24 protein-coding genes and 1 pseudogene are annotated in these 21719 nt (G+C 40.1%); 6 read left to right on the forward strand and 19 right to left on the reverse strand.

The window, feature by feature from the left end; translation table 11 throughout:
* Nucleotides 1–92: 92 nt before the first annotated feature.
* Both HNR31_RS04510 and HNR31_RS04515 read right to left on the reverse strand, forming a co-directional pair.
* Entirely contained in the window at nt 93–215 is a 123-nt protein-coding gene (locus HNR31_RS04510; protein ID WP_181555073.1) for a GapA-binding peptide SR1P, read from the reverse strand.
* 150 nt (nt 216–365) lie between these two features.
* Nucleotides 366–668: a DUF3055 domain-containing protein gene (locus tag HNR31_RS04515; RefSeq protein WP_181555074.1), complete on the reverse strand. Its 303-nt coding sequence runs from the start codon at nt 666–668 to the stop codon at nt 366–368.
* A gap of 126 nt (nt 669–794) precedes the next feature.
* On the opposite strand from HNR31_RS04515, the gene HNR31_RS04520 reads away from it, so the two are divergent.
* Entirely contained in the window at nt 795–1229 is a 435-nt protein-coding gene (locus HNR31_RS04520; RefSeq protein ID WP_181555075.1) for a DUF1885 family protein, read from the forward strand.
* Between the two features lie 106 nt (nt 1230–1335).
* Here HNR31_RS04520 and HNR31_RS04525 read toward each other — a convergent pair whose 3' ends face one another.
* The 6 genes from HNR31_RS04525 to HNR31_RS04550 all read right to left on the reverse strand — a co-directional run bounded on the left by HNR31_RS04525 (nt 1336) and on the right by HNR31_RS04550 (nt 7716).
* Complete coding sequence (locus HNR31_RS04525; RefSeq protein WP_181555076.1) at nt 1336–1578, reverse strand: hypothetical protein; 243 nt, start codon at nt 1576–1578, stop codon at nt 1336–1338.
* Nucleotides 1579–1783: 205 nt separating this feature from the next.
* Nucleotides 1784–3193, reverse strand: coding sequence for a dihydrolipoyl dehydrogenase (gene lpdA, locus HNR31_RS04530; RefSeq protein ID WP_181555077.1), 1410 nt, complete (start codon nt 3191–3193; stop codon nt 1784–1786).
* 4 nt (nt 3194–3197) lie between these two features.
* On the reverse strand, nt 3198–4505 hold the full coding sequence (locus HNR31_RS04535; RefSeq protein WP_181555078.1) for a dihydrolipoamide acetyltransferase family protein: 1308 nt from the start codon (nt 4503–4505) through the stop codon (nt 3198–3200).
* Nucleotides 4506–4595: 90 nt separating this feature from the next.
* Nucleotides 4596–5573 (reverse strand): pyruvate dehydrogenase complex E1 component subunit beta, encoded by a 978-nt coding sequence (pdhB, locus tag HNR31_RS04540; RefSeq protein WP_181555079.1) that lies wholly within the window; start codon nt 5571–5573, stop codon nt 4596–4598.
* A 3-nt stretch (nt 5574–5576) separates the two neighbouring features.
* Nucleotides 5577–6686 carry a pyruvate dehydrogenase (acetyl-transferring) E1 component subunit alpha gene (pdhA, locus tag HNR31_RS04545; RefSeq protein WP_181555080.1) on the reverse strand — a complete coding sequence of 370 codons (1110 nt, stop codon included), beginning with the start codon at nt 6684–6686 and terminating at the stop codon, nt 5577–5579.
* A gap of 391 nt (nt 6687–7077) precedes the next feature.
* Nucleotides 7078–7716 (reverse strand): YkyA family protein, encoded by a 639-nt coding sequence (locus HNR31_RS04550; RefSeq protein ID WP_233414571.1) that lies wholly within the window; start codon nt 7714–7716, stop codon nt 7078–7080.
* Nucleotides 7717–7829: 113 nt separating this feature from the next.
* On the opposite strand from HNR31_RS04550, the gene def reads away from it, so the two are divergent.
* The gene (gene def, locus HNR31_RS04555; RefSeq protein ID WP_181555081.1) at nt 7830–8384 is read left to right on the forward strand and encodes a peptide deformylase; all 555 of its coding nucleotides are present in this window, start codon (nt 7830–7832) and stop codon (nt 8382–8384) included.
* 44 nt (nt 8385–8428) lie between these two features.
* Here the strand turns inward: def and HNR31_RS04560 are convergent, their stop codons facing one another.
* A complete protein-coding gene (locus HNR31_RS04560; protein WP_181555082.1) occupies nt 8429–9205 on the reverse strand; it encodes a Cof-type HAD-IIB family hydrolase in 777 nt (258 codons plus the stop codon).
* A 534-nt stretch (nt 9206–9739) separates the two neighbouring features.
* Between HNR31_RS04560 and HNR31_RS04565 the strand changes: the two genes are divergently transcribed.
* Together HNR31_RS04565 and rnjA are read left to right on the forward strand one after the other, a co-directional pair.
* The gene (locus HNR31_RS04565; protein WP_181555083.1) at nt 9740–9949 is read left to right on the forward strand and encodes a DNA-dependent RNA polymerase subunit epsilon; all 210 of its coding nucleotides are present in this window, start codon (nt 9740–9742) and stop codon (nt 9947–9949) included.
* A 2-nt stretch (nt 9950–9951) separates the two neighbouring features.
* Nucleotides 9952–11619 (forward strand): ribonuclease J1, encoded by a 1668-nt coding sequence (rnjA, locus tag HNR31_RS04570; protein ID WP_181555084.1) that lies wholly within the window; start codon nt 9952–9954, stop codon nt 11617–11619.
* A 382-nt stretch (nt 11620–12001) separates the two neighbouring features.
* Here rnjA and HNR31_RS04575 read toward each other — a convergent pair whose 3' ends face one another.
* The 4 genes and pseudogenes from HNR31_RS04575 to HNR31_RS04590 form a co-directional block, all read right to left on the reverse strand.
* Complete coding sequence (locus HNR31_RS04575; RefSeq protein ID WP_181555085.1) at nt 12002–12691, reverse strand: M15 family metallopeptidase; 690 nt, start codon at nt 12689–12691, stop codon at nt 12002–12004.
* A gap of 1075 nt (nt 12692–13766) precedes the next feature.
* Nucleotides 13767–14170 (reverse strand): annotated as a pseudogene (locus tag HNR31_RS04580) (TrkA C-terminal domain-containing protein); the annotation flags it as partial.
* A gap of 289 nt (nt 14171–14459) precedes the next feature.
* Complete coding sequence (locus HNR31_RS04585) at nt 14460–14918, reverse strand: TlpA family protein disulfide reductase (protein ID WP_181555086.1); 459 nt, start codon at nt 14916–14918, stop codon at nt 14460–14462.
* A gap of 65 nt (nt 14919–14983) precedes the next feature.
* A complete protein-coding gene (locus tag HNR31_RS04590) occupies nt 14984–15532 on the reverse strand; it encodes a peroxiredoxin (protein WP_181555087.1) in 549 nt (182 codons plus the stop codon).
* Nucleotides 15533–15842: 310 nt separating this feature from the next.
* Between HNR31_RS04590 and HNR31_RS04595 the strand changes: the two genes are divergently transcribed.
* Nucleotides 15843–16646, forward strand: a complete 804-nt coding sequence (locus tag HNR31_RS04595; protein WP_181555088.1) for a mechanosensitive ion channel family protein — start codon at nt 15843–15845, stop codon at nt 16644–16646.
* 144 nt (nt 16647–16790) lie between these two features.
* On the opposite strand, the gene HNR31_RS04600 is transcribed toward HNR31_RS04595, so the two are convergent.
* From HNR31_RS04600 to HNR31_RS04615, 4 genes are all read right to left on the reverse strand, one after another.
* The gene (locus tag HNR31_RS04600) at nt 16791–17033 is read right to left on the reverse strand and encodes a YkuS family protein (RefSeq protein WP_181555089.1); all 243 of its coding nucleotides are present in this window, start codon (nt 17031–17033) and stop codon (nt 16791–16793) included.
* Nucleotides 17034–17091: 58 nt separating this feature from the next.
* Entirely contained in the window at nt 17092–18222 is a 1131-nt protein-coding gene (locus HNR31_RS04605) for an N-acetyldiaminopimelate deacetylase (RefSeq protein ID WP_181555090.1), read from the reverse strand.
* A 195-nt stretch (nt 18223–18417) separates the two neighbouring features.
* Nucleotides 18418–19128, reverse strand: a complete 711-nt coding sequence (gene dapD, locus HNR31_RS04610) for a 2,3,4,5-tetrahydropyridine-2,6-dicarboxylate N-acetyltransferase (RefSeq protein ID WP_181555091.1) — start codon at nt 19126–19128, stop codon at nt 18418–18420.
* Nucleotides 19129–19199: 71 nt separating this feature from the next.
* Nucleotides 19200–20069, reverse strand: coding sequence for a LysR family transcriptional regulator (locus tag HNR31_RS04615; RefSeq protein WP_374058288.1), 870 nt, complete (start codon nt 20067–20069; stop codon nt 19200–19202).
* Between the two features lie 119 nt (nt 20070–20188).
* On the opposite strand from HNR31_RS04615, the gene HNR31_RS04620 reads away from it, so the two are divergent.
* A complete protein-coding gene (locus HNR31_RS04620; protein WP_181555092.1) occupies nt 20189–20923 on the forward strand; it encodes a sulfite exporter TauE/SafE family protein in 735 nt (244 codons plus the stop codon).
* Here HNR31_RS04620 and cbpB read toward each other — a convergent pair.
* Together cbpB and abbA are read right to left on the reverse strand one after the other, a co-directional pair.
* The gene (gene cbpB, locus HNR31_RS04625; protein WP_181555093.1) at nt 20913–21365 is read right to left on the reverse strand and encodes a cyclic-di-AMP-binding protein CbpB; all 453 of its coding nucleotides are present in this window, start codon (nt 21363–21365) and stop codon (nt 20913–20915) included. The genes HNR31_RS04620 and cbpB overlap by 11 nt on opposite strands.
* Nucleotides 21366–21488: 123 nt before the next feature.
* On the reverse strand, nt 21489–21686 hold the full coding sequence (gene abbA, locus HNR31_RS04630; RefSeq protein WP_181555094.1) for an antirepressor AbbA: 198 nt from the start codon (nt 21684–21686) through the stop codon (nt 21489–21491).
* Nucleotides 21687–21719 lie beyond the last annotated feature (33 nt).

Raw genomic sequence — 21719 nt, forward strand, 5'->3', positions numbered from 1 at the left:
TTTTATAACAGAGCCTAATAAAAAGAAACGCGCATGTGCCCCTTCACATGCGCTTTATCTATGAAACCTTCCCCCATCGCTTGACCGTGAATTTATTCCTGTTCATCTGTTTGATGACAGTCACATTTTGAACATTTTCCGTAAAGCGTTGTTACTTTTTCATCTTCAAAGTGACCAATTGTAGAGTTACATGTTTGGCAAACAATTGTACCCATCCCCACAACCCCTTTGTGATGATATAATGATTGATTAATTTAATAATAATATATCACATTACTATTGTCAACCCTTAAATTGTATGTCACATTTATTTTTTAACATACAAAAAAACGGGCGTAAAGCCCGCTTTTTTGTATTAATTAATATTAATATTCATATTCTGGATGTAATGGTGTTGGCGGAATGACATCGGAAAAAAATTCTGCCAAATCAGCAGCTTGTTCTTTTGTCTCAATTCGGAAAATACGTTGCAAATAATCGTGGTTTTCAACATCTTTTGGATCGAGGAGGGTTGAGCGGCCTGTTTGCATACAAATGACAAGAGGTTTTCCAAAAAACATATTCGTGTACACAATCCCAAAATCATAACGCCTATCTTTTGTTGTAAATCCGACGAACCGTACTTTTACGTTTTCATAATCATCGTAAAGCTTTTCGAATAGATTCATAAACTCCCTCCTTTATAAATATACTGAATTTCATTATAATTCAAACATTATTTGAAATCAATAGCGGAATTTTCATAAAAATGTTACAATAATAAATGGGATGTTAAACATAGAGGTGATGTTCATATGTCAACCCATGCATACATAAAACTTGTTCCGCAATCGAAGCAGAAAACGATTACATTAGAAGAGGTAAAGCAATTCCTTCATTATTATCAAGACATTACAAACAAAACTGGAAAACAACTGGACTGGGGATATAAAGAGGCCGCTTTTCCTTATCAAATTATTGAAGCATCGGAAAGAAAAGAACAATGGTTGTATTTGAAAGGAGATGGATCCCGTTATCGGACAATCATCATCGGTGTCGGACAAGAACAAACAACAAATGAAGAAACAGGGGAAACAAGCGAACAATCGTTTATTCAAATAACCCTTCCTCACGGAGCCACACACGGAGATAAGGGGAAAGCAAATGAGTTTTGCAAATTTCTTGCGAAAAAACTAGAAGGAGAACTCCACTTATTTAACGGCAGAGTGATGTACTATTACAAACGATAGCCCGATAAAGCTATCGTTTTTATGTCTTTATCGTGAATCCTCATGTTCCCCCTCCATTTGAGGTGAACATTTTTGCCGCATATATTTTGTGCTCTCCTCCTTTTTCTTAGTGAAGAGTTTCCCAAAAAAAATGTTGGCAACTAAAGTAAACGCCAGCCGTAAACATCGTTGTAAAGATCGCTTTTCGTGTGCGCAAACCAATTTTTCTCGCTAATAAAAAAGCCATGTACAAAAATATGCAAAGCAACAATCCTTTAAAAAAAGCACGATCACGTCCGGATAACCATTCAATGAGCGAAAAGCTGCTCCAAATTAACATTTGTATCAAAAAGACAACATACTCTTTCATCGGACAGCCCCCTCTCCTCTTACCATACAATATGTACGTACGAGGAAAAATATAATAGAGGACAAAAAAAGAAAAAGGGGAAACTCCCCTTTTTCTATAAAGATTATCCAATACAGAGCGATTTGTGACAAGCCAAGTCCCGTCAGGGTGGCAATCCCCCAGCCATGAAGAACTTTGGCTTCAAGAACGAATCGTCTCTGCCTTTCTATTTAATAATATGAATTGGGCTACCAAGAACGGCTTCTGCTGTTTCCATCGCAATTTCCCCTAATGTTGGGTGAGCATGGATCGTCATAGCAATGTCTTCTGCCGTCATACCAGCTTCAATCGCAAGTCCTAATTCAGCAATCATGTCAGAAGCGTTTGGACCAACGATTTGTGCCCCGATGACAACACCATCGTCTTTGCGAACAACTAGTTTCATAAAGCCATCCGCATCATTTAAAGCAAGTGCACGACCGTTAGCTGCAAATGGGAACTTCGCAGTTGTTACTTCAATTCCTTCGTCTTTTGCTTGTTTTTCAAAGTAACCAACTGAAGCGCACTCTGGGTCAGAGAATACAACCGCTGGAATCGCAAGATAATCAACTTCAGACGGATGCCCTGCAATCGCTTCAGCAGCGACTTTTCCTTCATAAGAAGCTTTATGAGCAAGCGGCGGACCAGCAACAATATCACCGATCGCATAAATATTTGGAACGCTTGTACGGCATTGTTTATCGACTTCAATGAGACCGCGCTCTGTCATTTTAATGCCTAATTGTTCTAAGCCAAGTTCTTCTGTATTCGGACGGCGTCCAACTGTTACAAGCACATAGTCAGCATCGATTGTTTTTGCTTCTCCTTTTACCTCAAATGTAACGGTTACGCCGTCTTCACGCTCTTCGACACCTTTAGCTAGCGCATTCGTATACACTTCTACGCCTTTTTTCTTTAAGCGACGCTTAACAACTGCGCTCATTTGCTTTTCGAAGCCAGAAAGAATTTCGTCCGCACCTTCAAGAATTGTCACTTTTGTACCAAAGTTAGCATACGCTGTACCTAATTCAGTACCGATATAACCTCCACCAATGACAACCATTGATTTAGGAATTTCCGGTAAGTTTAATGCGCCAGTAGAGTCAAGTACACGTTTTGAGAATTTAAATGCTGGTAGTTCAATTGGACGAGAACCAGTTGCAATAATAGCGTTTTGGAATTTGTAAGTTTGCGCGCTGTTTTCTGTCATGACACGCACAGTATTTGCGTCAACGAAATATGCTTCACCGCGGACAATTTCTACTTTGTTGCCTTTTAGCAAGCCTTCAACGCCGCCTGTTAATTTTTTGACAACGCTTGCTTTCCATTCTTGAACTTTTGAGAAATCAACAGTTACATTTTCTGCTTTAATCCCCATATCTTCGGAGTGTTTAGCAGTCTCATAACGATGGCTTGCAGAAATTAATGCTTTCGATGGAATACATCCAACATTTAAGCAAACACCACCGAGATTTGCTTTTTCCACAATCGTTACTTTTTGACCTAATTGCGCAGCGCGAATCGCAGCGACATAACCACCAGGACCCGCTCCAACAACGAGCGTTTCTGTTTCAATTGCAAAATCGCCAACTACCATTGTTTTACGCCTCCATTAATAATAATTCTGGATCGTTCAATAAACGTTTAATGTGATTTAATGCATTTTGTGCAGTTGCTCCGTCGATCATACGATGGTCAAAGCTTAACGACAATGCCAATACTGGAGCAATTACAATTTCGCCGTCACGGACGATCGGTTTCTCACTAATGCGACCAATACCGAGAATTGCCACTTCTGGATGATTGATTACCGGAGTAAACCATTGACCGCCGGCAGAACCGATATTCGTAATTGTGCAAGATGCGCCTTTCATTTCGTTCGGAGCCAATTTTCCTTCGCGCGCTTTTGTTGCAAGCTCATTAATTTCTTTCGCAAGTGCGAAAATTGATTTACGATCCGCATGCTTAACTACCGGTACAAGAAGCCCTTTTTCTGTATCAGCAGCGATACCGATGTTGTAATAATGTTTGTGAATGACTTCTTCTGTTGCGTCATCAATTGATGTATTTAATGTTGGGAATTCACGCAACGCTGATGTCAAGGCTTTGACAACATAAGGCAAGAACGTTAACTTGATACCTTTTTGCGCCGCAACTTCTTTGAACTTTTTGCGATGAGCCACAAGTTTTGTGACATCCACTTCGTCCATTAATGTGACGTGCGGAGCTGTATGTTTCGAATTGACCATCGCTTTGGCAATTGCACGACGGATGCCGCTCATTTTCTCGCGTGTTTCAGGGAATTCTCCTTCAAGTACAGTTGTCTGAGCAGCAGGTTTTGCTTCTGCTTTCGCAGCTTCTTTTGCTTCTACTGGCGCTACTGCTGCTTCTTGTGCTGGTGCTGCTTTTCCACCTGCAAGGAAGGCATCAATATCGCTTTTTAGAACGCGACCGTTTTTGCCTGTACCTTGGACAAGGCGAATATCGACTCCTTTTTCACGAGCGTATTTACGCACAGAAGGCATCGCAATAACGCGACGATTTGGATCAACTGCCGCTTCCGTTTGTGCAGACGCAACCGCTTGTTGAGCCGAAGCCTCTTCTTGTTTAGCTTCTTCTCCTTTTGGCTCATCATCATGGTCTTGTCCCTTAAATTTTAAATTTTCATACCCCGGAGCGTCAAATTTTATTAACGTTTGTCCAACTGTCGCAACTGTTCCTTCATCGACTAAAATTTCTAATACTTTCCCTTTTACAGGAGATGGGATTTCTACAACCGCTTTATCGTTTTGCACTTCGCAAAGTACATCGTCTTCATTTACTTCATCGCCAGGTTTTACAAACCACTTGACGATTTCACCCTCATGAATACCTTCACCGATATCCGGCAATTTAAATTCAAATGCCACTGTTCGTCGACCTCCTATTGTCTTTTAAAACATTTCCGTTCTGACATTGCTGGGGAGGAGGGAGTTTCAGACGTCTCCCTACCCTATTTATTAGAAATTCATTACTTTTTTCGCTGCTTCGATAACGTCTTTAAAGTTCGGTAACCAAACTGGTTCTGCTTGTGAGAATGGATAGACTGTATCTGGTGCAGCCACTCGCAATACAGGCGCTTCTAGGCTTAAGATGGCGCGCTCGTTAATTTCTGCAACAACGTTTGCTGCAATTCCTGCTTGTTTTTGTGCTTCTTGCACGACAATAGCGCGACCTGTTTTTTCAACAGAACCGATAATCGTTTCAATATCTAACGGTTGAACAGTACGTAAATCAACAACTTCCGCAGAAATTCCTTCTTTTTCAAGCTCAGCAGCTGCTTTTAAAGATTCATGTACCATTGCACCGTAAGTGATAATAGATACGTCTTTTCCTTCACGTTTGATGTCCGCTTTGCCGATTGGAATCGTATATTCTCCTTCTGGCACTTCTTGACGGAAGGAACGGTATAATTTCATATGCTCTAAGAAAATAACTGGATCGTTATCGCGAATCGCAGAAATTAACAATCCTTTTGCTTCATATGGTGTAGAAGGAATAACAACTTTTAAACCAGGTTGTTGTGCGACTAATCCTTCTAAGCTATCTGCGTGCAATTCCGGTGTATGAACGCCGCCACCAAATGGAGAACGGATTGTAATTGGCGCGTTGTAACGGCCGCCTGAACGATAGCGCATACGAGCCATTTGTCCAGAGATTGAGTCCATGACTTCATATACAAAGCCGAAGAATTGGATTTCAGGCACTGGACGGAATCCTTGAAGCGCTAGACCGATCGCAAGACCGCCAATTCCAGATTCAGCGAGCGGCGTGTCAAATACGCGGTCTTCCCCAAATTCCGCTTGCAATCCTTCTGTCGCACGGAACACGCCACCGTTTACCCCAACGTCTTCCCCAAATACTAACACGTTCGGGTCGTTTTTCAATTCGATGCGCAACGCATCATTGATTGCTTGAATCATTGTCATTTGCGCCATGGCTTACTTCGACTCCTTCTCTTTGTAAATTTCATACTGTTCTTGTAAATGGAACGGTAATTCTTCGTACATGATGTTAATTAAGTCGGTCACTTTTTGTTTTGGTGTTTCATCTGCTTTTTTAATCGCTTCTTTAATATCTTCTTTTGCTTGTTCGATCACGCTGTTTTCTTCTTCTTCGCTCCATAGACCTTTTTTCTCCAAGAACTTGCGGAAACGAACGATTGGATCTTTTTTCTCCCATTCATTTTCAAGTTCTTTAGTACGGTAACGAGTCGGGTCGTCACCTGCCATTGTATGCGGACCATAACGGAAACATAGAGTCTCAATTAATGTTGGACCTTCACCATTAATTGCACGTTCACGAGCCTCACGCACAGCTACGTATACGGCTAATGGGTCCATTCCGTCGACTTGAATACCAGGAATACCAGCTGCTACCGCTTTTTGTGCGATCGTTTTTGCTGCTGATTGTTTTTCTACTGGTGTAGAAATCGCAAAACGGTTGTTTTGAACGACAAAAATCGCTGGCGCTTTGAATGCACCTGCAAAGTTAACTCCTTCATAAAAGTCACCTTGAGATGCTCCGCCGTCACCTGTATATGTAATCGCTACTGCTTTTTTGCCGCGTTTTTTCATTCCTAAGGCAACACCAGCAGTTTGGATAATTTGCGCACCAATGATAATTTGCGGTGGCAATACGTTGACACCCTCAGGAATTTGGTTACCGTGGAAGTGACCGCGTGAGAATAAAAACGCTTGATAAAGCGGAAGTCCATGCCAAATCATTTGCGGAACATCACGATATCCCGGTAAAATGAAGTCTTCTTTTTCCAATGCGAATTGGCTTGCGAGTTGGCTTGCTTCCTGTCCTGCTGTCGGCGCGTAGAATCCTAAACGACCTTGACGGTTTAACGAAATCGAACGTTGGTCAAGCACGCGTGTATACACCATGCGACGCATTAATTCTTTTAATTGTTCGTCGCTTAAATTCGGCATCGCTGCTTCGTTTACGACTTCGCCTTCTTCATTTAAAATTTGGAACGTTGGAAACTGCTCGGAAACTTTTTCAAGTTGTTTCTTGAAATTAAATACGGATGTTTTTGCACCCATTCGATTCACCTCTACCTTTCTTAGTATAAAAAAATAAAATCATCCATCACTGAAAGCGCTGCATTCATCATTAATGTACCCAAAACTGCTTATAAAAAGACAATATTCGCGCTTTACCGAACGCACCCGTAGCAAGAAGTGGCAGCTCATTCTCCTGTATTAATCATTTTCACAAAAAAATTAGTACAATTTCTATTTACATTTTTAAGTTTACACCTTCTCACTTTATACGTCAATTACTTTGAATTATCGTTATTCTTAGAATGATGGTATGTAATTTTTTGAATAATGAAATGAATGTTAAAAAAACTGTTATAGTATATACATCGTTCTGTATTATATTCTGTTTTATCAGATCTGAAAGAAAGAAGACTGCCTTATTCGACAGTCTTTATGATTCCAACTCATTATATAAGCGCTTCTTTTCCTTGTTATACTTTTCCGTATAAAGATTAAACTTGTTATTCGCCTCGTTCACTTCTTTATAGACATTATTAATTTGTTCAATTTGTTTTTGCAGTTGTTGAAGTGTCGCATGTTGATTTTGCAATAGCTGATATAGAACTTTTTCTAATGTTAACGCTTGTCGATAACTTTGATATAGTTCCTCGTATGCTTCGTAACGTTGGATGGCAACGTCTATTAACCCGTTTGCTTGTTGCTTCATCTCCTCATCGCGTACATTCGAAAGGTTATCTTTAGCGATATTTAGCTGTTCTTTCGCTAATTGCACCGTTTTATATTCTTTTTTTATATACTTTTCGCGATCATCTAAAATTTGTAACGCTTCTTTCGATAATCGCGCAACTTTTGGAAACTGTTTCATTCCATATGACATCATTTCGTTATAAAGTTTCATTTGTTTTTGTTCTAGCTCTGCAAGAACCGTTTGTTCCTCATTTAAATTTCGCTCATATTTTGCTATCTTTTCCATTGAAGACAACAGTTCATTTTCTGGGGCTAACACATTGCACGCTTGAAGTAAAATGATTATAACAGCAAAGATGAAACTCCATTTTCCTACTTTCAACTATGTTCCTTCCTTTCCGCACGTTCTTTTGTTTTTTGTTTTTGCTTTACGATAAAAGTGCACTTTTGCTAGACTTATTCCATATATATCACTGTATAAAGGAGTGAAAAGCAATGATTACGATGAAAGATATCATTAAAGAAGGTCATCCAACCTTAAGAAAAGTTGCTGAAGCAGTTTCTCTTCCTGCTTCGGAAGAAGATAAAGAAATTTTGCGAAGCTTGCTTGAATATGTAAAAATGAGCCAAAACCCAGAGATGGTTGAAAAATACGGGTTACGCCCAGGGATTGGATTAGCTGCACCACAAATCAATGTATCGAAACGAATGATCGCTGTTCATGTGACAGATGAAAAAGGGACATTATATAGCTATGCATTATTTAACCCGAAAATTATTAGCCACTCCGTACAGATGTGCTATTTAACAAGCGGAGAAGGATGCTTATCTGTTGATCGGGACGTGCCCGGATATGTGCCTCGCTATGCTCGTATCACAGTCACAGGCACGACGCTCGAAGGTGAAGAAGTCACCCTTCGTTTAAAAGGATTGCCAGCCGTTGTATTTCAACACGAAATTGACCACTTAAATGGAATTATGTTCTACGATCATATTGATCCAAAAGATCCGTTTAAAGTTCCAGAAAACGCGATTCCGATTGAACGATGAATGAAAAGAAGGCCTATCTCACTTATGAGATAAGCCCTTTTTTGTTATTTTATTAATTCCAGCTGCTTCAATCCATATAAAATTCCTTCTTCACTCACCGGTTTCGTCACAAAATCGGCCACTTTCTTCACTTCTTCCTTCGCATTTCCCATCGCGACCCCAGTTCCGACAAATTGAAGCATTTCCATATCATTCAATCCGTCCCCGAATGCATACACATCTTCTTTGGAAATTCCAATTCTTTCAATAAGCCGGCGAATTCCTTCCGCTTTTGAGCCACCAAACGGTACAATATCCGTCGACACGTTATGCCAACGAACAAAGCGAAACTCAGGATACGCATTCACATACACATGCTCCTCTTCAGATTTGCAAAATAACAATGCTTGATAAATGTCGCGGTTCTCGTAATAGAGCGGATCAAACGGAGGATGGGCAAATTTTAAACTTTCCATGCTCACATGGATGTACGGATGGTCTTCCATACTTGCTTTCATCTCATCCGCGTCCATAAAAACGAGGGGATGTCCGTTTTGATGAGCCTGCTCCTTTAATTCATGAAGCTTATGACGGTTTAATGGATGTTTGTAAATCACTTTCCCTTCAAACACGACATATTGGCCGTTGAAGCTCACAAAGGAGTCAATGTTTAACCGTTCCCTTAAGTCAGCAAACATAAACGGGGCTCTCCCCGTCGCAATCGCTACATACACACCGGACTCTTTCAGCTTTTGAATAGCAGCCATCGTCGAATCTGGGAGATCTTTCTTTTCATCTAGCAACGTACCATCAATATCAAAAAATACAATTTTTTTCTTCACTGTCTCTCACCTTTGTCAAAAATCTTTCCCTCTCACGCCCATTGTACGCACCTTACATCATTACCCTACTGAAAAAAGGTGGAAATGTCAAATCAATCATATGAGAATTGTTCCATTTTTATCCATGAAAAACAAGCTCTTATGCTCATATAATATAAACAAAGACAAGAAGAACATTTACTTTCGACAAGAAATGAGTACAATAAAAAGTAAGGAGTGATGAAAGATGTTGAAAAAGCTAAAGAAAAAGCTGCTTCAACAATGGAAAGATCTGCTCCGTAAAAAGTCAATCGCCTAGTCCTTACCATAGCCCTTCCAAAAACGAAGGGCTTCTTTATAAAGAACAAGCAAGTGAATGAAAATATGCGATTTCGTCAAAGATGATAAAAGAAAAAGTGTACCCCTTCCCCTATTGTTTTCCCATTTCTTTTTAGTTCCACTCTTTTGTGAAATGAAAAAACATGAAAATAACCTATATTTTATATATAATAAAAAAGTTAAGGAAATAATCGGCTAGTAAGGAGAGAGTTTGTAATGATTTTTAAAGTTTTTTATCAAGAAAATCCTGATGAAGTGCCTGTGAGAGAAAAAACAAAAACACTGTATATTGAAGCAGAATCAGAACGCGAAGTACGCCAAAAACTAAAAGATCGAACAATGAATATTGAGTACATTCAGCCGCTAGAAGGGGCTCATTTAGAATACGAAAAACAAAGCCCCAATTTTAAAGTATTGGAGATTTGATAATGAAATTTTTAAAAGCAAACCAAGTTGGCGTCTTTGCTCTCGGCGGATTGGGTGAAATCGGTAAGAATACATATGGCGTACAATTTCAAGATGAAATTATCATCATTGACGCGGGGATTAAATTCCCTGAAGATGAATTGCTTGGAATTGACTATGTTATTCCTGATTACAGCTATTTAGTAAAAAACGCCGAGAAAATTAAAGGACTCTTTATTACTCACGGGCATGAAGACCATATTGGTGGCATTCCGTATTTGCTTCGACAAGTCAATGTGCCCATTTACGGTGGAAAGCTAGCATTAGGGCTTATTCGGAACAAATTAGAAGAACACGGATTGCTAAGTCAAACAAAATTGATTGAAATTCGAGAAGATGATGTTATTCGCTTCCAGAAAACAGCAGTTACGTTTTTCCGTACAACTCATAGCATCCCGGACAGTTACGGAATCGTCGTGAAAACTCCTGCCGGGCAAATCGTCCATACAGGAGACTTTAAATTCGACTTTACTCCTGTCGGGGAGCCGGCGAACTTAACAAAGATGGCGGAAATCGGAAAAGAAGGTGTCCTCTGCTTACTTTCTGACAGCACGAACAGTGAGATTCCGCATTTCACGATGTCAGAACGCCGCGTCGGTGAAAGCATTCATGATATTTTCCGAAAAGTCCAGGGGCGGATTATTTTTGCAACATTCGCTTCAAACATTCACCGACTGCAACAGGTAACCGAGGCGGCAGTTTTGAATAACCGAAAAATTGCTGTGTTCGGTCGCAGTATGGAAGCGGCGATTGAAATTGGACAAGAACTCGGTTACATCAAATGCCCGAAAGACACATTTATTGACGCTGGTCAAATCAATCGCTTACCAGCTAACCGTGTGACGATTTTATGTACAGGAAGCCAAGGAGAGCCAATGGCAGCGTTATCGCGCATCGCGAACGGCACGCATCGCCAAATTCAAATTATTCCTGGTGACACCGTCGTGTTTTCATCTTCTCCGATTCCAGGAAATACGGTGAGTGTCAATCGTACGATTAATATGCTTTACCGCGCTGGTGCCGAAGTCATTCATGGACCGTTAAATGATATTCATACATCTGGTCACGGTGGACAAGAAGAACAGAAACTGATGATTCGTCTCATGAAACCGAAATATTTCATGCCAATTCACGGGGAATATCGCATGCAAAAAATGCATGCCAAACTGGCAGTCGATTGCGGCGTGCCAGAAGAAAATTGCTTTATCATGGATAACGGCGAAGTGCTAGGCTTAAGCGAAGACGAAGCAGGGATTGTCGGAAAAATCCCGTCTGGCTCCGTTTATATTGATGGCAGCGGTGTCGGTGATATTGGCAATATCGTCTTGCGAGACCGCCGCATCCTTTCTGAAGAGGGGCTTGTTATTGTCGTCGTCAGCATTAATATGAAAGACTTTAAAATCGCGGCAGGTCCTGATATTATCTCTCGCGGATTCGTCTATATGCGCGAATCCGGCGACTTGATTAATGATGCGCAAGCATTAATTACGAAACATCTTGAAAAAGTATTAGAACGAAAAACAAATCAATGGTCAGAAATTAAAAATGAAATTACCGATACACTCGCACCATTCCTATACGAAAAAACAAAACGTCGGCCAATGATTTTACCAATTATTATGGAAATATAAAAAAAATTCAAGCGCCCTGCTTATTCCGAAAACGCGCTTGAGGACTCGCAAGGAAGCTGTTATCATCACTGCGAGACCGAAGCGTCGTGAGGAGCTGGGCGCTTTCATTAGACATCAATGACGCATACTTTTTATTTCACAAAAGCTCATCTAAACCATATTTCACAAGAGATACACATTATATGAAGAGGATAGATACATGCAGAATAATTCTCTGCTTGTTCTATCCTTTTTTGTACTACAACATTTGAACTTTACTGCTATACGATTTTTTCAAATACAATCTGTTGTTCAACGAACGATACCCGGCTCACTGAAGAAAAACGTTGCCGCAGAAGCCCTATTGGAATCGTTTATTCATAAAAAGGTTAATTCTTTCTAGTTATGCCTTTTGCAATAGATTCAACAATTCTTGTTCTGAAACGGGATGATAAAGGGCTTGATCTGCGTTAGTCATTACAGCCCAGTATCTGTCACCGTATGACCAATGCCACCATTCCGTAAAGTAATTAACAAAACCAACAGACTGAAGAGCATGTGCGAGGATCTGGCGATTTTGAATGGCTTGTCTGCTGATGTTTGTTGCATCAAAAAAAGTTGCGTTGTCCGTTTCTTGTGGTATGGCATCAAATGGTGTACCAAGATCCAATTCGATACCATTTGAGTCAATGAGGGTTAAGTCTACTGCACCACCTGTTGGATGAGGAGCTACATTAGGAGGTGCTACATATTTCGATGCCTCAGCAATGAAATGATCTAAATCTTGATTTAAAGAATTTTCTTTCACCCGCCGTAATGCCCGCTCAAAGGCTCGCTGTTGAATATGTAAAGGCCTGTATCCTTCCTTAATGAAAAAATGGATATCTTTTGGAAGAAATTTTTTAGCTAAGGAAAGTTTATTAGCTACTGAAAGGCGGACAAAAGAAAAGTAACGACTCCTGTTAGCAAGAGATGGATCCACAATGATATCTGGATCAAAGTGAACAAGGTCAACAAAGGGTTCTTGAGAAGGATGTACATTCATTGAGGAAACTAATGGATCACTCATTAGGATTTTTCTTAATTCTTTCATAAAATATCCCCTTCTTGTAATAGTTTAGCTGCCTACAAAAGCTCCAGATTCCTCCGTTCAATTTCTCCGTAAACAAATCTAAGTCTTTCATATGACAAGCAATATTTTCTATTATATATTATTCAGCCTATGCTTTCTATAAATATTTAGAAAATTCTATTATTTAACTGTATTGTCCCGATAGCGGAATAAGGAATGGGGGTGATACTGAATCGAGTTTTCACAGATTTAACTTCTGCGAAATTATATCTCAAAATATTGTTTGTTATTTTCAGCAATGTACTGTTCTGCTTGGATGAGTCTTTGCACAGTTCTTCCTTAGATAGCTTCATGTTCCTTGTTTCGATATTCTTTAGGTTTCGTTCCGTACTTATGCGCTGATAGTCGATAGTCTCTAGTTCAACAGAGCGTTTTTGAGAATAGATTTTTGAGAATTCTCTTCTTGCTTAAACATTTTGCTGTGTTGTTTATAATACTTATACTCTTGATAAACTAGTCAGGGCTCTTCACTTTCGTAGCTGATTGTGTCATGATAAGAAGTATCTCTAATGTTCGTTTAATTCCTACGGCAGAAAGAATCGATAAAACTTCATCAGTAGGAGAAGTTAGAGTGACAGCTTCGTACATCAGTTTAACCAACTCTTTTTCATGAACATCTAGCTTCATGTCATCCCTATGATGTCGTTCTACATTCCTCACAGGAACAATGTTTATCTCAGGAATTTTCCCTTCTTCTTTGTCACTGTTTATATATGAATGGGATAAGTTTACCTTAACGAAGCCAAAATTTTATTGTCTCTTCATGTTTTCCTAAGAGAATAGCTACTTCTTTAAGTGTGTATTACAACACCTCAAATATGAATATACGTCGTGAGCTTTTGTCCTAGCCATACCGCAACTATATTGTTGCAAACAATTAGCTTTAATGTGTTGTCGTGGCAGTAAATGGGGTCATTTAGAGGGCTTATAAAAACCAAAAAAGTACACCACTATACTTTAGCGATGTGCCGTTTGATATTAACAGTAATATTTTACAGAGCAGGAACAGCTTTTTTATTTTTATAACATGTACATGTTATTCATTGCTTACAACTTTCGTTTCAAAGCGGTCAATATCTTCATCCGCGCCGATGACAACAAAATATCGCCTTTGCGGATCATTTCCGATGCAAGCGGTGAAACGATCACATTATTTCCCCGCTTAATCGCAACGATATTAATGTCATAGCGGTCGCGAATATCCAGTTCAAGCAACGAATGATCGTCTAAGCGTTCACCTGCAACGATTTCATGCGATGCTCATCGGAAAGCTACAAATAGTCAAGGACGTTGTTGGAAATAATGCTATGGGTGACGCACTCCCTCATATCACGCTCCGGATGAACGATTTGGTCAGCGCCGATTTTCATGATAATCGTTTTTTGCCTTTACAGTAATATGTTTCACACCTAACTCTTTTAAAGCGCTTGCTTGAATGTTGCTGCTCTTTCACTTCGATACGGATATAGGTCATTCTCGTTTTCTTAACCGATGGCTTCTCAGTTTGCGCATTTGTTCATTCACTTGTTACTTTATCCTTCACTACCGTTTCATCTTCTACCGCTTTTAACTTGTTCGCCTGCTCTGTCATCTCTGACGATCAGGCAATGAAACTAAAAACAACGAATGTACATCCCCATCGTCTTCTATTTCATGCATGAAAGCAAGCAGCATTGCTCAAGGAAAGAAAAAAAGACCAAACATGGTTCCATGTTTGGTCTTCGTTACATTATGCTTCTGTTTTTTTATTTTCTTCAAGAACGCGGTTCACGCGTTTTTCCAACATCTTCATCCCGCTTCCTCCCGCTTGGAAATGGCGGAGTTTTCCTTCTGCATCAAACACGTAGTAAGCAGGAACATACTGGTTTTCGAACGCATCCGTTATTTTATGCTCGTTATCAACTAAAATCGGTTGAGTGATGCCGTGCTCTTCGGCTACTTTTTTTACTTGTTCAATGTCCAAATCGTTTTCCGAACGCGGCATGTGAACAGCCACAACATTTAATTCCTCTTTATAGCGATCGCGAAACTCATTTACCTGCGGCATTGCTTCTTTACAAAGGTGGCAGCTTACTGACCAAAAATGAATGAGCGTTGGCTTCTCACCAATTAATTGTTCTCTTGTCACTTCACCGTTTAAATAAGCCGTCGCTCCAGTTAATTCTGGCATTGGTTCACGTAACTTCATCATTCATCCCTCCATGTAAATAAAGGTCTAACATAGCGTTAGACCTTCCTTGTTGATATGTGAAATTATACTTCCAATGTTTTTTGGCCTGGTTTCCAGTTTGCTGGGCAAAGACCGCCAGTTTGTAAAGCTTGAAGTACGCGCAATACTTCATCAACACTGCGACCGACGTCGTTGTGATGAACAACGGCATATTTTAATTCGCCTTCTGGGTCAATAATGAATAAACCGCGAAGTGCGACACCTTCTTCTTCGATTAATACACCGTAGTCACGAGAAACAGCATGATTTGTGTCAGCTGCTAATGGATATTTGATTTCACCAAGGCCATTCTCTGTACGAGGAGTGTTAATCCATGCTTTATGAGAATATACAGAGTCAGTTGATACACCGATAACAACTGCATCTAAATCTTCAAACTCATCATAGCGGTCAGAAATCGCTGTAATTTCTGTTGGACATACGAACGTAAAATCTAACGGATAGAAGAAGAGAACTGTCCATTTACCGTTTTTTATATTTTCTTCCAAGCTGACTCTGCCGAAATCACCGTTTGGTAAAACAGCTTGCATTTCAAAACGTGGTGCTTGTTTACCAACCAGACGTTCTGCCATATGTATCCCTCCATTTTAATATTTTTAATTGAGAAAACAAACAATGTTTTCTCAACTATCTAACTTGTTCACATTTAACATTATACTAGAGAAGATATTTTTAGTCAATATTAAATGATAATTAATTTAAATAGATAGTTGTTTTTTATTACCCAATCATTCCATGTTTATTATTCCCTACATTTTCTCTTTCTTTCAAGAAGATGTCTAAAATTAGTTTAACATGTTTTAAAATAGAGATAAAATGATTCGCACTTTCATTAGTTGAAAGTGTACACATCAATGTTCAACGAAAGAAAGGATGAAACAAATGAATTGGCAGTTACCAAAAATAAATTGGGCAAACTTTTTCATGGACACTGGGATCATCATTTTGAAATTAACGGTGATTTATCTGATTTATATCATTGTCAAAAAAGTCGGCTTCAAACTGATTGCCCGCTCCTTCCAAAAGCTTGAGGAACGAAAAGAAATTTCGCTAGGACGAAGCCGTACGCTTCAATCATTAATTACGAACATATTCTCTTACGCTCTTGTGTTCGTTTTTATTGTGACGGTTTTAGAACTTTTTAATATTAAAGCGACGGCCGTTTTAGCTGGGGCAGGGGTCGTCGGTTTAGCAGTCGGCTTTGGCGCTCAAGGTCTTGTGAGCGATGTTGTGACAGGTTTCTTTTTATTATTAGAAAAGCAAATTGACGTAGGCGATTATGTGACGACGGGGTCGTTCTCCGGGATTGTCGAAGCGGTCGGGTTACGCACTACGCAAATTCGCAGCTTTGACGGCACCTTGCATTATATTCCCAACCGAATGATTACGACATTGAGCAACCACTCACGCGGAAATATGCGCGCTCTTGTCGATATTACTATTCCTTATGAAAAAAATATTGACGAAGCGATTAAAATTTTGCAATCCGCTTGTGATGCACTCGCCGAGGAGGAACCAAAAATTATTGAAGGACCGAACGTATTAGGTGTACAAAATTTAGGGACTTCAGATGTCGTGATTCGTGTCATCGCAAAAACAGAAAATATGGCGCAATGGGAAGTGGAGCGAAAAATGCGCAAAGTGCTAAAAGAAGCGCTGCAATCTCTACAAACAGAAAAAGACTAGGACGCGTCCTAGTCTTTTTACGTATTGTTTTCCGTGGCGCCTTTACTTTTTCTTGATTGTTCAGCTTCAATTCCCTAGTCTCTGCCTTCTTCCGGCAAAATACAAGTACTTTCCGCCAGAAAACAGCGCCTTCGTTTTACATCATTAACGTAGTCTTTCTTCAACTTTCTGACAAACTTCGTCTGCTGTTAAGCCGCTCGCTTCGATAACAGAACCAGCCGTAACGGTATTTTGAATTCCCATTACATTTGAATCTTGGCCAGTGATCACACAGCAATCGCAGCCTTTTGCATCATTTTCTTGACGGAGCGGGACTACCTCATGCCCTTTTGCTTTTAACGCTTCTTGTACATTTGTTAATGAATGCTCTACACCAATTTTCGCCATGTAACATCCACCTCCTCACTTAAATAATGTGCCTTAAGGAAGGTGGAAATATACGGGATTATTCGTTTCCTTTCCATGTCATATACGATGTCAACAGGGCAATCGCTTTGTCAATCGCCCGTTCGTCCGGAGTAAGCTTGGCATGATGCAATCCATATGGTGAATCAACACCTAGCCAAAACATAAATCCAGGAATTTCGGCAAGCATGTATCCAAAATCTTCTCCGGTCATCGCTTCTTTACAACGAACGACATGAACATCAGGAAGCTGTTCAACAAACTGCATAAACTCCGCCGTTAGCTTCTCATCGTTATATACTTGATGATACATCGAACCGTAGTCAATCGTTGCCTCGCATTGATAGCCGATTTCGATTCCTTTTACAATCGCTTCAATTCGCTCTTTTACCTTGTTCATCGACTCGACCGATAACGTGCGAATCGTTCCTTCAAGACGAGCTCGTTCGGCAATGGCGTTTTGTACCGTTCCTCCAGAAATTTTTCCAACTGTGATGACTGCGCTATCAAGAGGATCAACATTGCGAGAAACAATCGATTGAAGCTGTGTCACGAGTGAACAAGCGGCCACAACCATATCATTCGCCAAATGTGGAAACGCTGCATGTCCCCCTTTTCCTTTTAAATCAATAAACAATTCTGACGTATTCGCAAACAATAATCCTTCTTTGGTAGCAATCGTACCGACCGGGTATTCAGGAGCAATATGCAGCGCGACAATCATATCCGGTTTCCATGTTTTCATAATTTCACTTTCCAACATTGGCCGCGCTCCGCCCGGTCCTTCTTCTGCCGGTTGAAAGATAAACAGCAAATCGTCTTTGATCGGGTGAGAGGCGAAATGGGTAAGCACGCCGAGGGCTATGCTCATATGAATATCGTGACCGCACGCATGCATGTTTCCTTCATGTTCAGAGCAATATGGTAAATTGGTTTCTTCGGTAATCGGCAATCCATCCATATCGGCACGGTAGCCAATCGTTTTCCGCGGCGCCGTTCCACGCACTTTCACAAAAATACCTGTTTTCCATGTCTTTATCTCTAATCGTTCTTGCGGTAATGTATGAATATAATCTAATAAATATTGCTGTGTCTTAAATTCTTGAAACCCCAGTTCAGGAATTTTGTGCAGATCACGGCGGATCGCCACAAATGGGCTGAGTCGTGACATTTGTCTTCTCCTCCTTGTAAAAAAGCGTGGAATCAAGTCCACGCTCTACCTCTTGGTATCATCGGATCGCCTCCGCTTTCCTTGTCTAGCTCCAGCTCCTAGCCGCTTGAGGGCAAATAACCTTCCTCCGTCGAAGCGACAAGTGCTTCTCGCTGGAAAAACATTTGCCGTTCGCGGCTAAATGGGTCGCTTTTCTTATAACTGGCGGAGTTCTTGTTTAATTTCTGTTTTTGCTTTTGTTTTTTCGTCGATTTGTTTAATGACGCGCGCCGGCACCCCAGCGACGACCGTGTATGGCGGTACGTCTTCGATAACAACTGCACCAGCTGCCACGACAGCTCCTTTTCCGACAGTGACTCCTTCTAAAATGACCGCATTCGCACCGATAACCACATCATCTTCCACGATGACAGGTTTCGCAGAAGGCGGTTCAATAACACCTGCTAATACAGCTCCAGCGCCAACGTGGCAATTTTTCCCTACCGTTGCTCGACCGCCAAGCACCGCATTCATATCAATCATCGTTCCTTCTCCAATAACCGCACCAATGTTAATAACCGCGCCCATCATAATGACAGCATTATCGCCAATTTCTACTTGGTCACGGATAATTGCGCCCGGCTCAATGCGCGCTTTAACTCCTTTCAAATCGAGAAGTGGAATGGCAGAGTTACGACGATCATTTTCGACAACATAATCTTCAATTTTATCTTTATTAGCTTCCAACGCTGTTTGAATCTCTTGCCACTCACCAAATACAACGCCGGCATTCCCCGTAATGAACGTTTTGGCGTTTGCTCCAAAATCAATTCCTTCAAGATTTCCTTTTATGTATACTTTAACAGGTGTCGCTTTTTTGCTGTTTTGAATAAACGCAATAATTTCATTTGCATCCATCATTTTCATTGTAGCATCCTCCTTTTGTTCTCTTATTTTTTTACTTTAGCAAAACAAAGATAGCCATGACAAGCAGAAATTCATCGAATAAAATCTTTCGTGATTTTCTGAAACGCTTGCACTTGTGGAAGTTGCCATGCTGTTTCGGAGATGATCAGCCACGTATCCCTCGTCATGAACTGACCATTTTTGTCCCTTAACGGGATTTTCTTTATCTTATCATCTAGATGATAAAGAGCAATCTCCGGTAAAATCGCATAACCAATACCATGATAGGCTAATTGTTTGCAAGTCTCGATTTGGTCAACAATCACCGTTCGTTCGGGCAACGTGTGAAATCGTTCATACCACCATTGTTGAATATGAAGAGAATATGTTGAATCGCTTTTAAATTGAATAAACGGCCGATTCGTGCTACATAAATCTTCAATGCTTTCCATTTCTTGATCGACTAAAAATAACCTGTCAGTAAATAAGTGATGGGTAATCCCGCTCCAATTTGGTTTCCCCCGAACAATGCCGACATGAAAATTGTTTTCATACATCGAAGCCATAATTTCACTTGTCCATCCTGTTGTCAAAGAAACTTTTACATTTGGATATAATTCGGTAAATCGTTTTAAAATCGGGGGAAGCCAATGTTGCGCAATAATCGAGGCAACTGCCAATGTTAACGTTCCGCTTATTTCCCCGTACATTTGTCCAATTTCTTCTTTTACTCGCTTCGTTTTCGTTAACATTTCTTTAGCGAGCTGCACAATTTTTTCACCAGCTGGTGTTAACATTAAACCGCGCTGAGAACGAAAAAAGATTTTCGTATTCCAGCTGTTCTCAATGGTCTGCAAACGTTGTGATAAAGCAGACTGGGTTACATACAACCTCATCGCCGCTTTTCGCATGTTCAATTCTTCCGCCAAAACGACAAGCATCTCGTATTCGGTAATATTCAAACTCTCACCCTTTTGATAAGTTTTTCTTATCATCTTCATTCATTTTTCCGAAATGTAATTATCATGATAAAAGGTATATCATTATATTAGAAAGTTTAAGTAAGAAGGAGAATCCCATTATGGAATTTATCTTATTTATGATGATTGGATTTGCTACGTCATTTGTTGGGACCCTTGCTGGCGGCGGCGGCTTGATTGGAATGCCTGTTTTGCTTTTAACTGGTGTCCCCATCCATCAAGCCATTGCCGCCGCAAAATTTTCCAATACCGTCAGCTCGTTTTCAAGCTTTTTCGTGTTGCTTCGTGAAGGCAAAATCGGTTGGAAGCAAACGTTACTTTTAATCCCTATTAGCCTTTTTGGTGGCATCACAGGCGGATGGCTTGCTTCATCAATATCGGAAACAACGATGACAGTGATTGCCATTCTATTGTTAACATTCGCGCTAAGCTTACATCTGTTTCGAAAACAGCCAGAGCAAAAGCAACGGGCTGCTGTTTTTCCTAAAAAATTATATCCCATTCTTTATGGAATTAGTGTCTACGATGGAATGTTCGGACCGGGGCAAGCTTCATTATTAATGTACGCCTATTTGCGCACCGGTATGGAGTATTTATCTGCCATTGCTTTTACGAGATTTCAAACGTTTGTTAGCTGTTTTGGCGCCTTTGTCACATACTTATATACAGGGCATGTCAATTGGCATATCGCTCCGTTTCTAGCCATCGGTTCGTTAATTGGTGCGCAAATCTCCGTAAGGGTGGCACAAAAGCTAAAAAACAGCCACTTACGTGCAATATTAAATGCGATTACAGCTCTTTTGATCGTTCAGCTTATGTGGCATATCATTCAATAATATGATTAAAGCGCCTTACCTGTTTATTTAATCGTTTTAAGATTTCTCTTCTTGTAAAAATCCCCTCAAAATAACCGTTTTCATTTTCAACGCAGACAAACGGATGATTCACGATCAATTCGATTCCCTTCATCACGTGATCGTCTAATAACAGTCTAGGAATGTCTTTATTCATGACTTCTTCGACTTTCATCGTTTCTAAACGTTCAAATTCAATTCGCTCTAATCCTAAAATAGCGTCCATAATCATGGTTATACTAATTAATCCGTGTAGTTTATAAGATGTGTCTAACACCGGAATCGCCGAATATCCTGTTTTTGTTAATACTAACAAGGCATGATCTAAATGATTTCCCACTTGAACGTGGGCTACTTTATCAGAAGGAATGAGAAATTGAGCAATCGTCTTATCTAAAAATTCTTTACTATCTAAACTGATCATGTTGCTTTTCCGCCTTTCTCTTTTGCTTTTACCTCCTTATTCAGTTTAGCACATTTCCTGTTTCTCATAATAAAAAAATAACTATCGCCTTCAACGAGCGATAGCCTCTTTTTATGTATATAATTACATCGTTTCCTCTCTAATGCGATAATAAAGGTGCATGAGTTGCTTATATCTCTCCTCCTCTACTTGTTTATTTCCGTTTTCAATATCGGCAAGCTCACAACTAATAAGTTCCAGCGCATAATGTTGTGTAAACAAAACATCCAGAAGCAATTTTTGTTCTTCTGGAGTTAATTGTTCAAGCAGTTGTTTGTCCATATTCTCTGTTCTCCTTCCTTCGCAGTCCATTAT

Source organism: Thermaerobacillus caldiproteolyticus (assembly GCF_013761245.1).
Lineage (GTDB): Bacteria > Bacillota > Bacilli > Bacillales > Anoxybacillaceae > Thermaerobacillus > Thermaerobacillus caldiproteolyticus.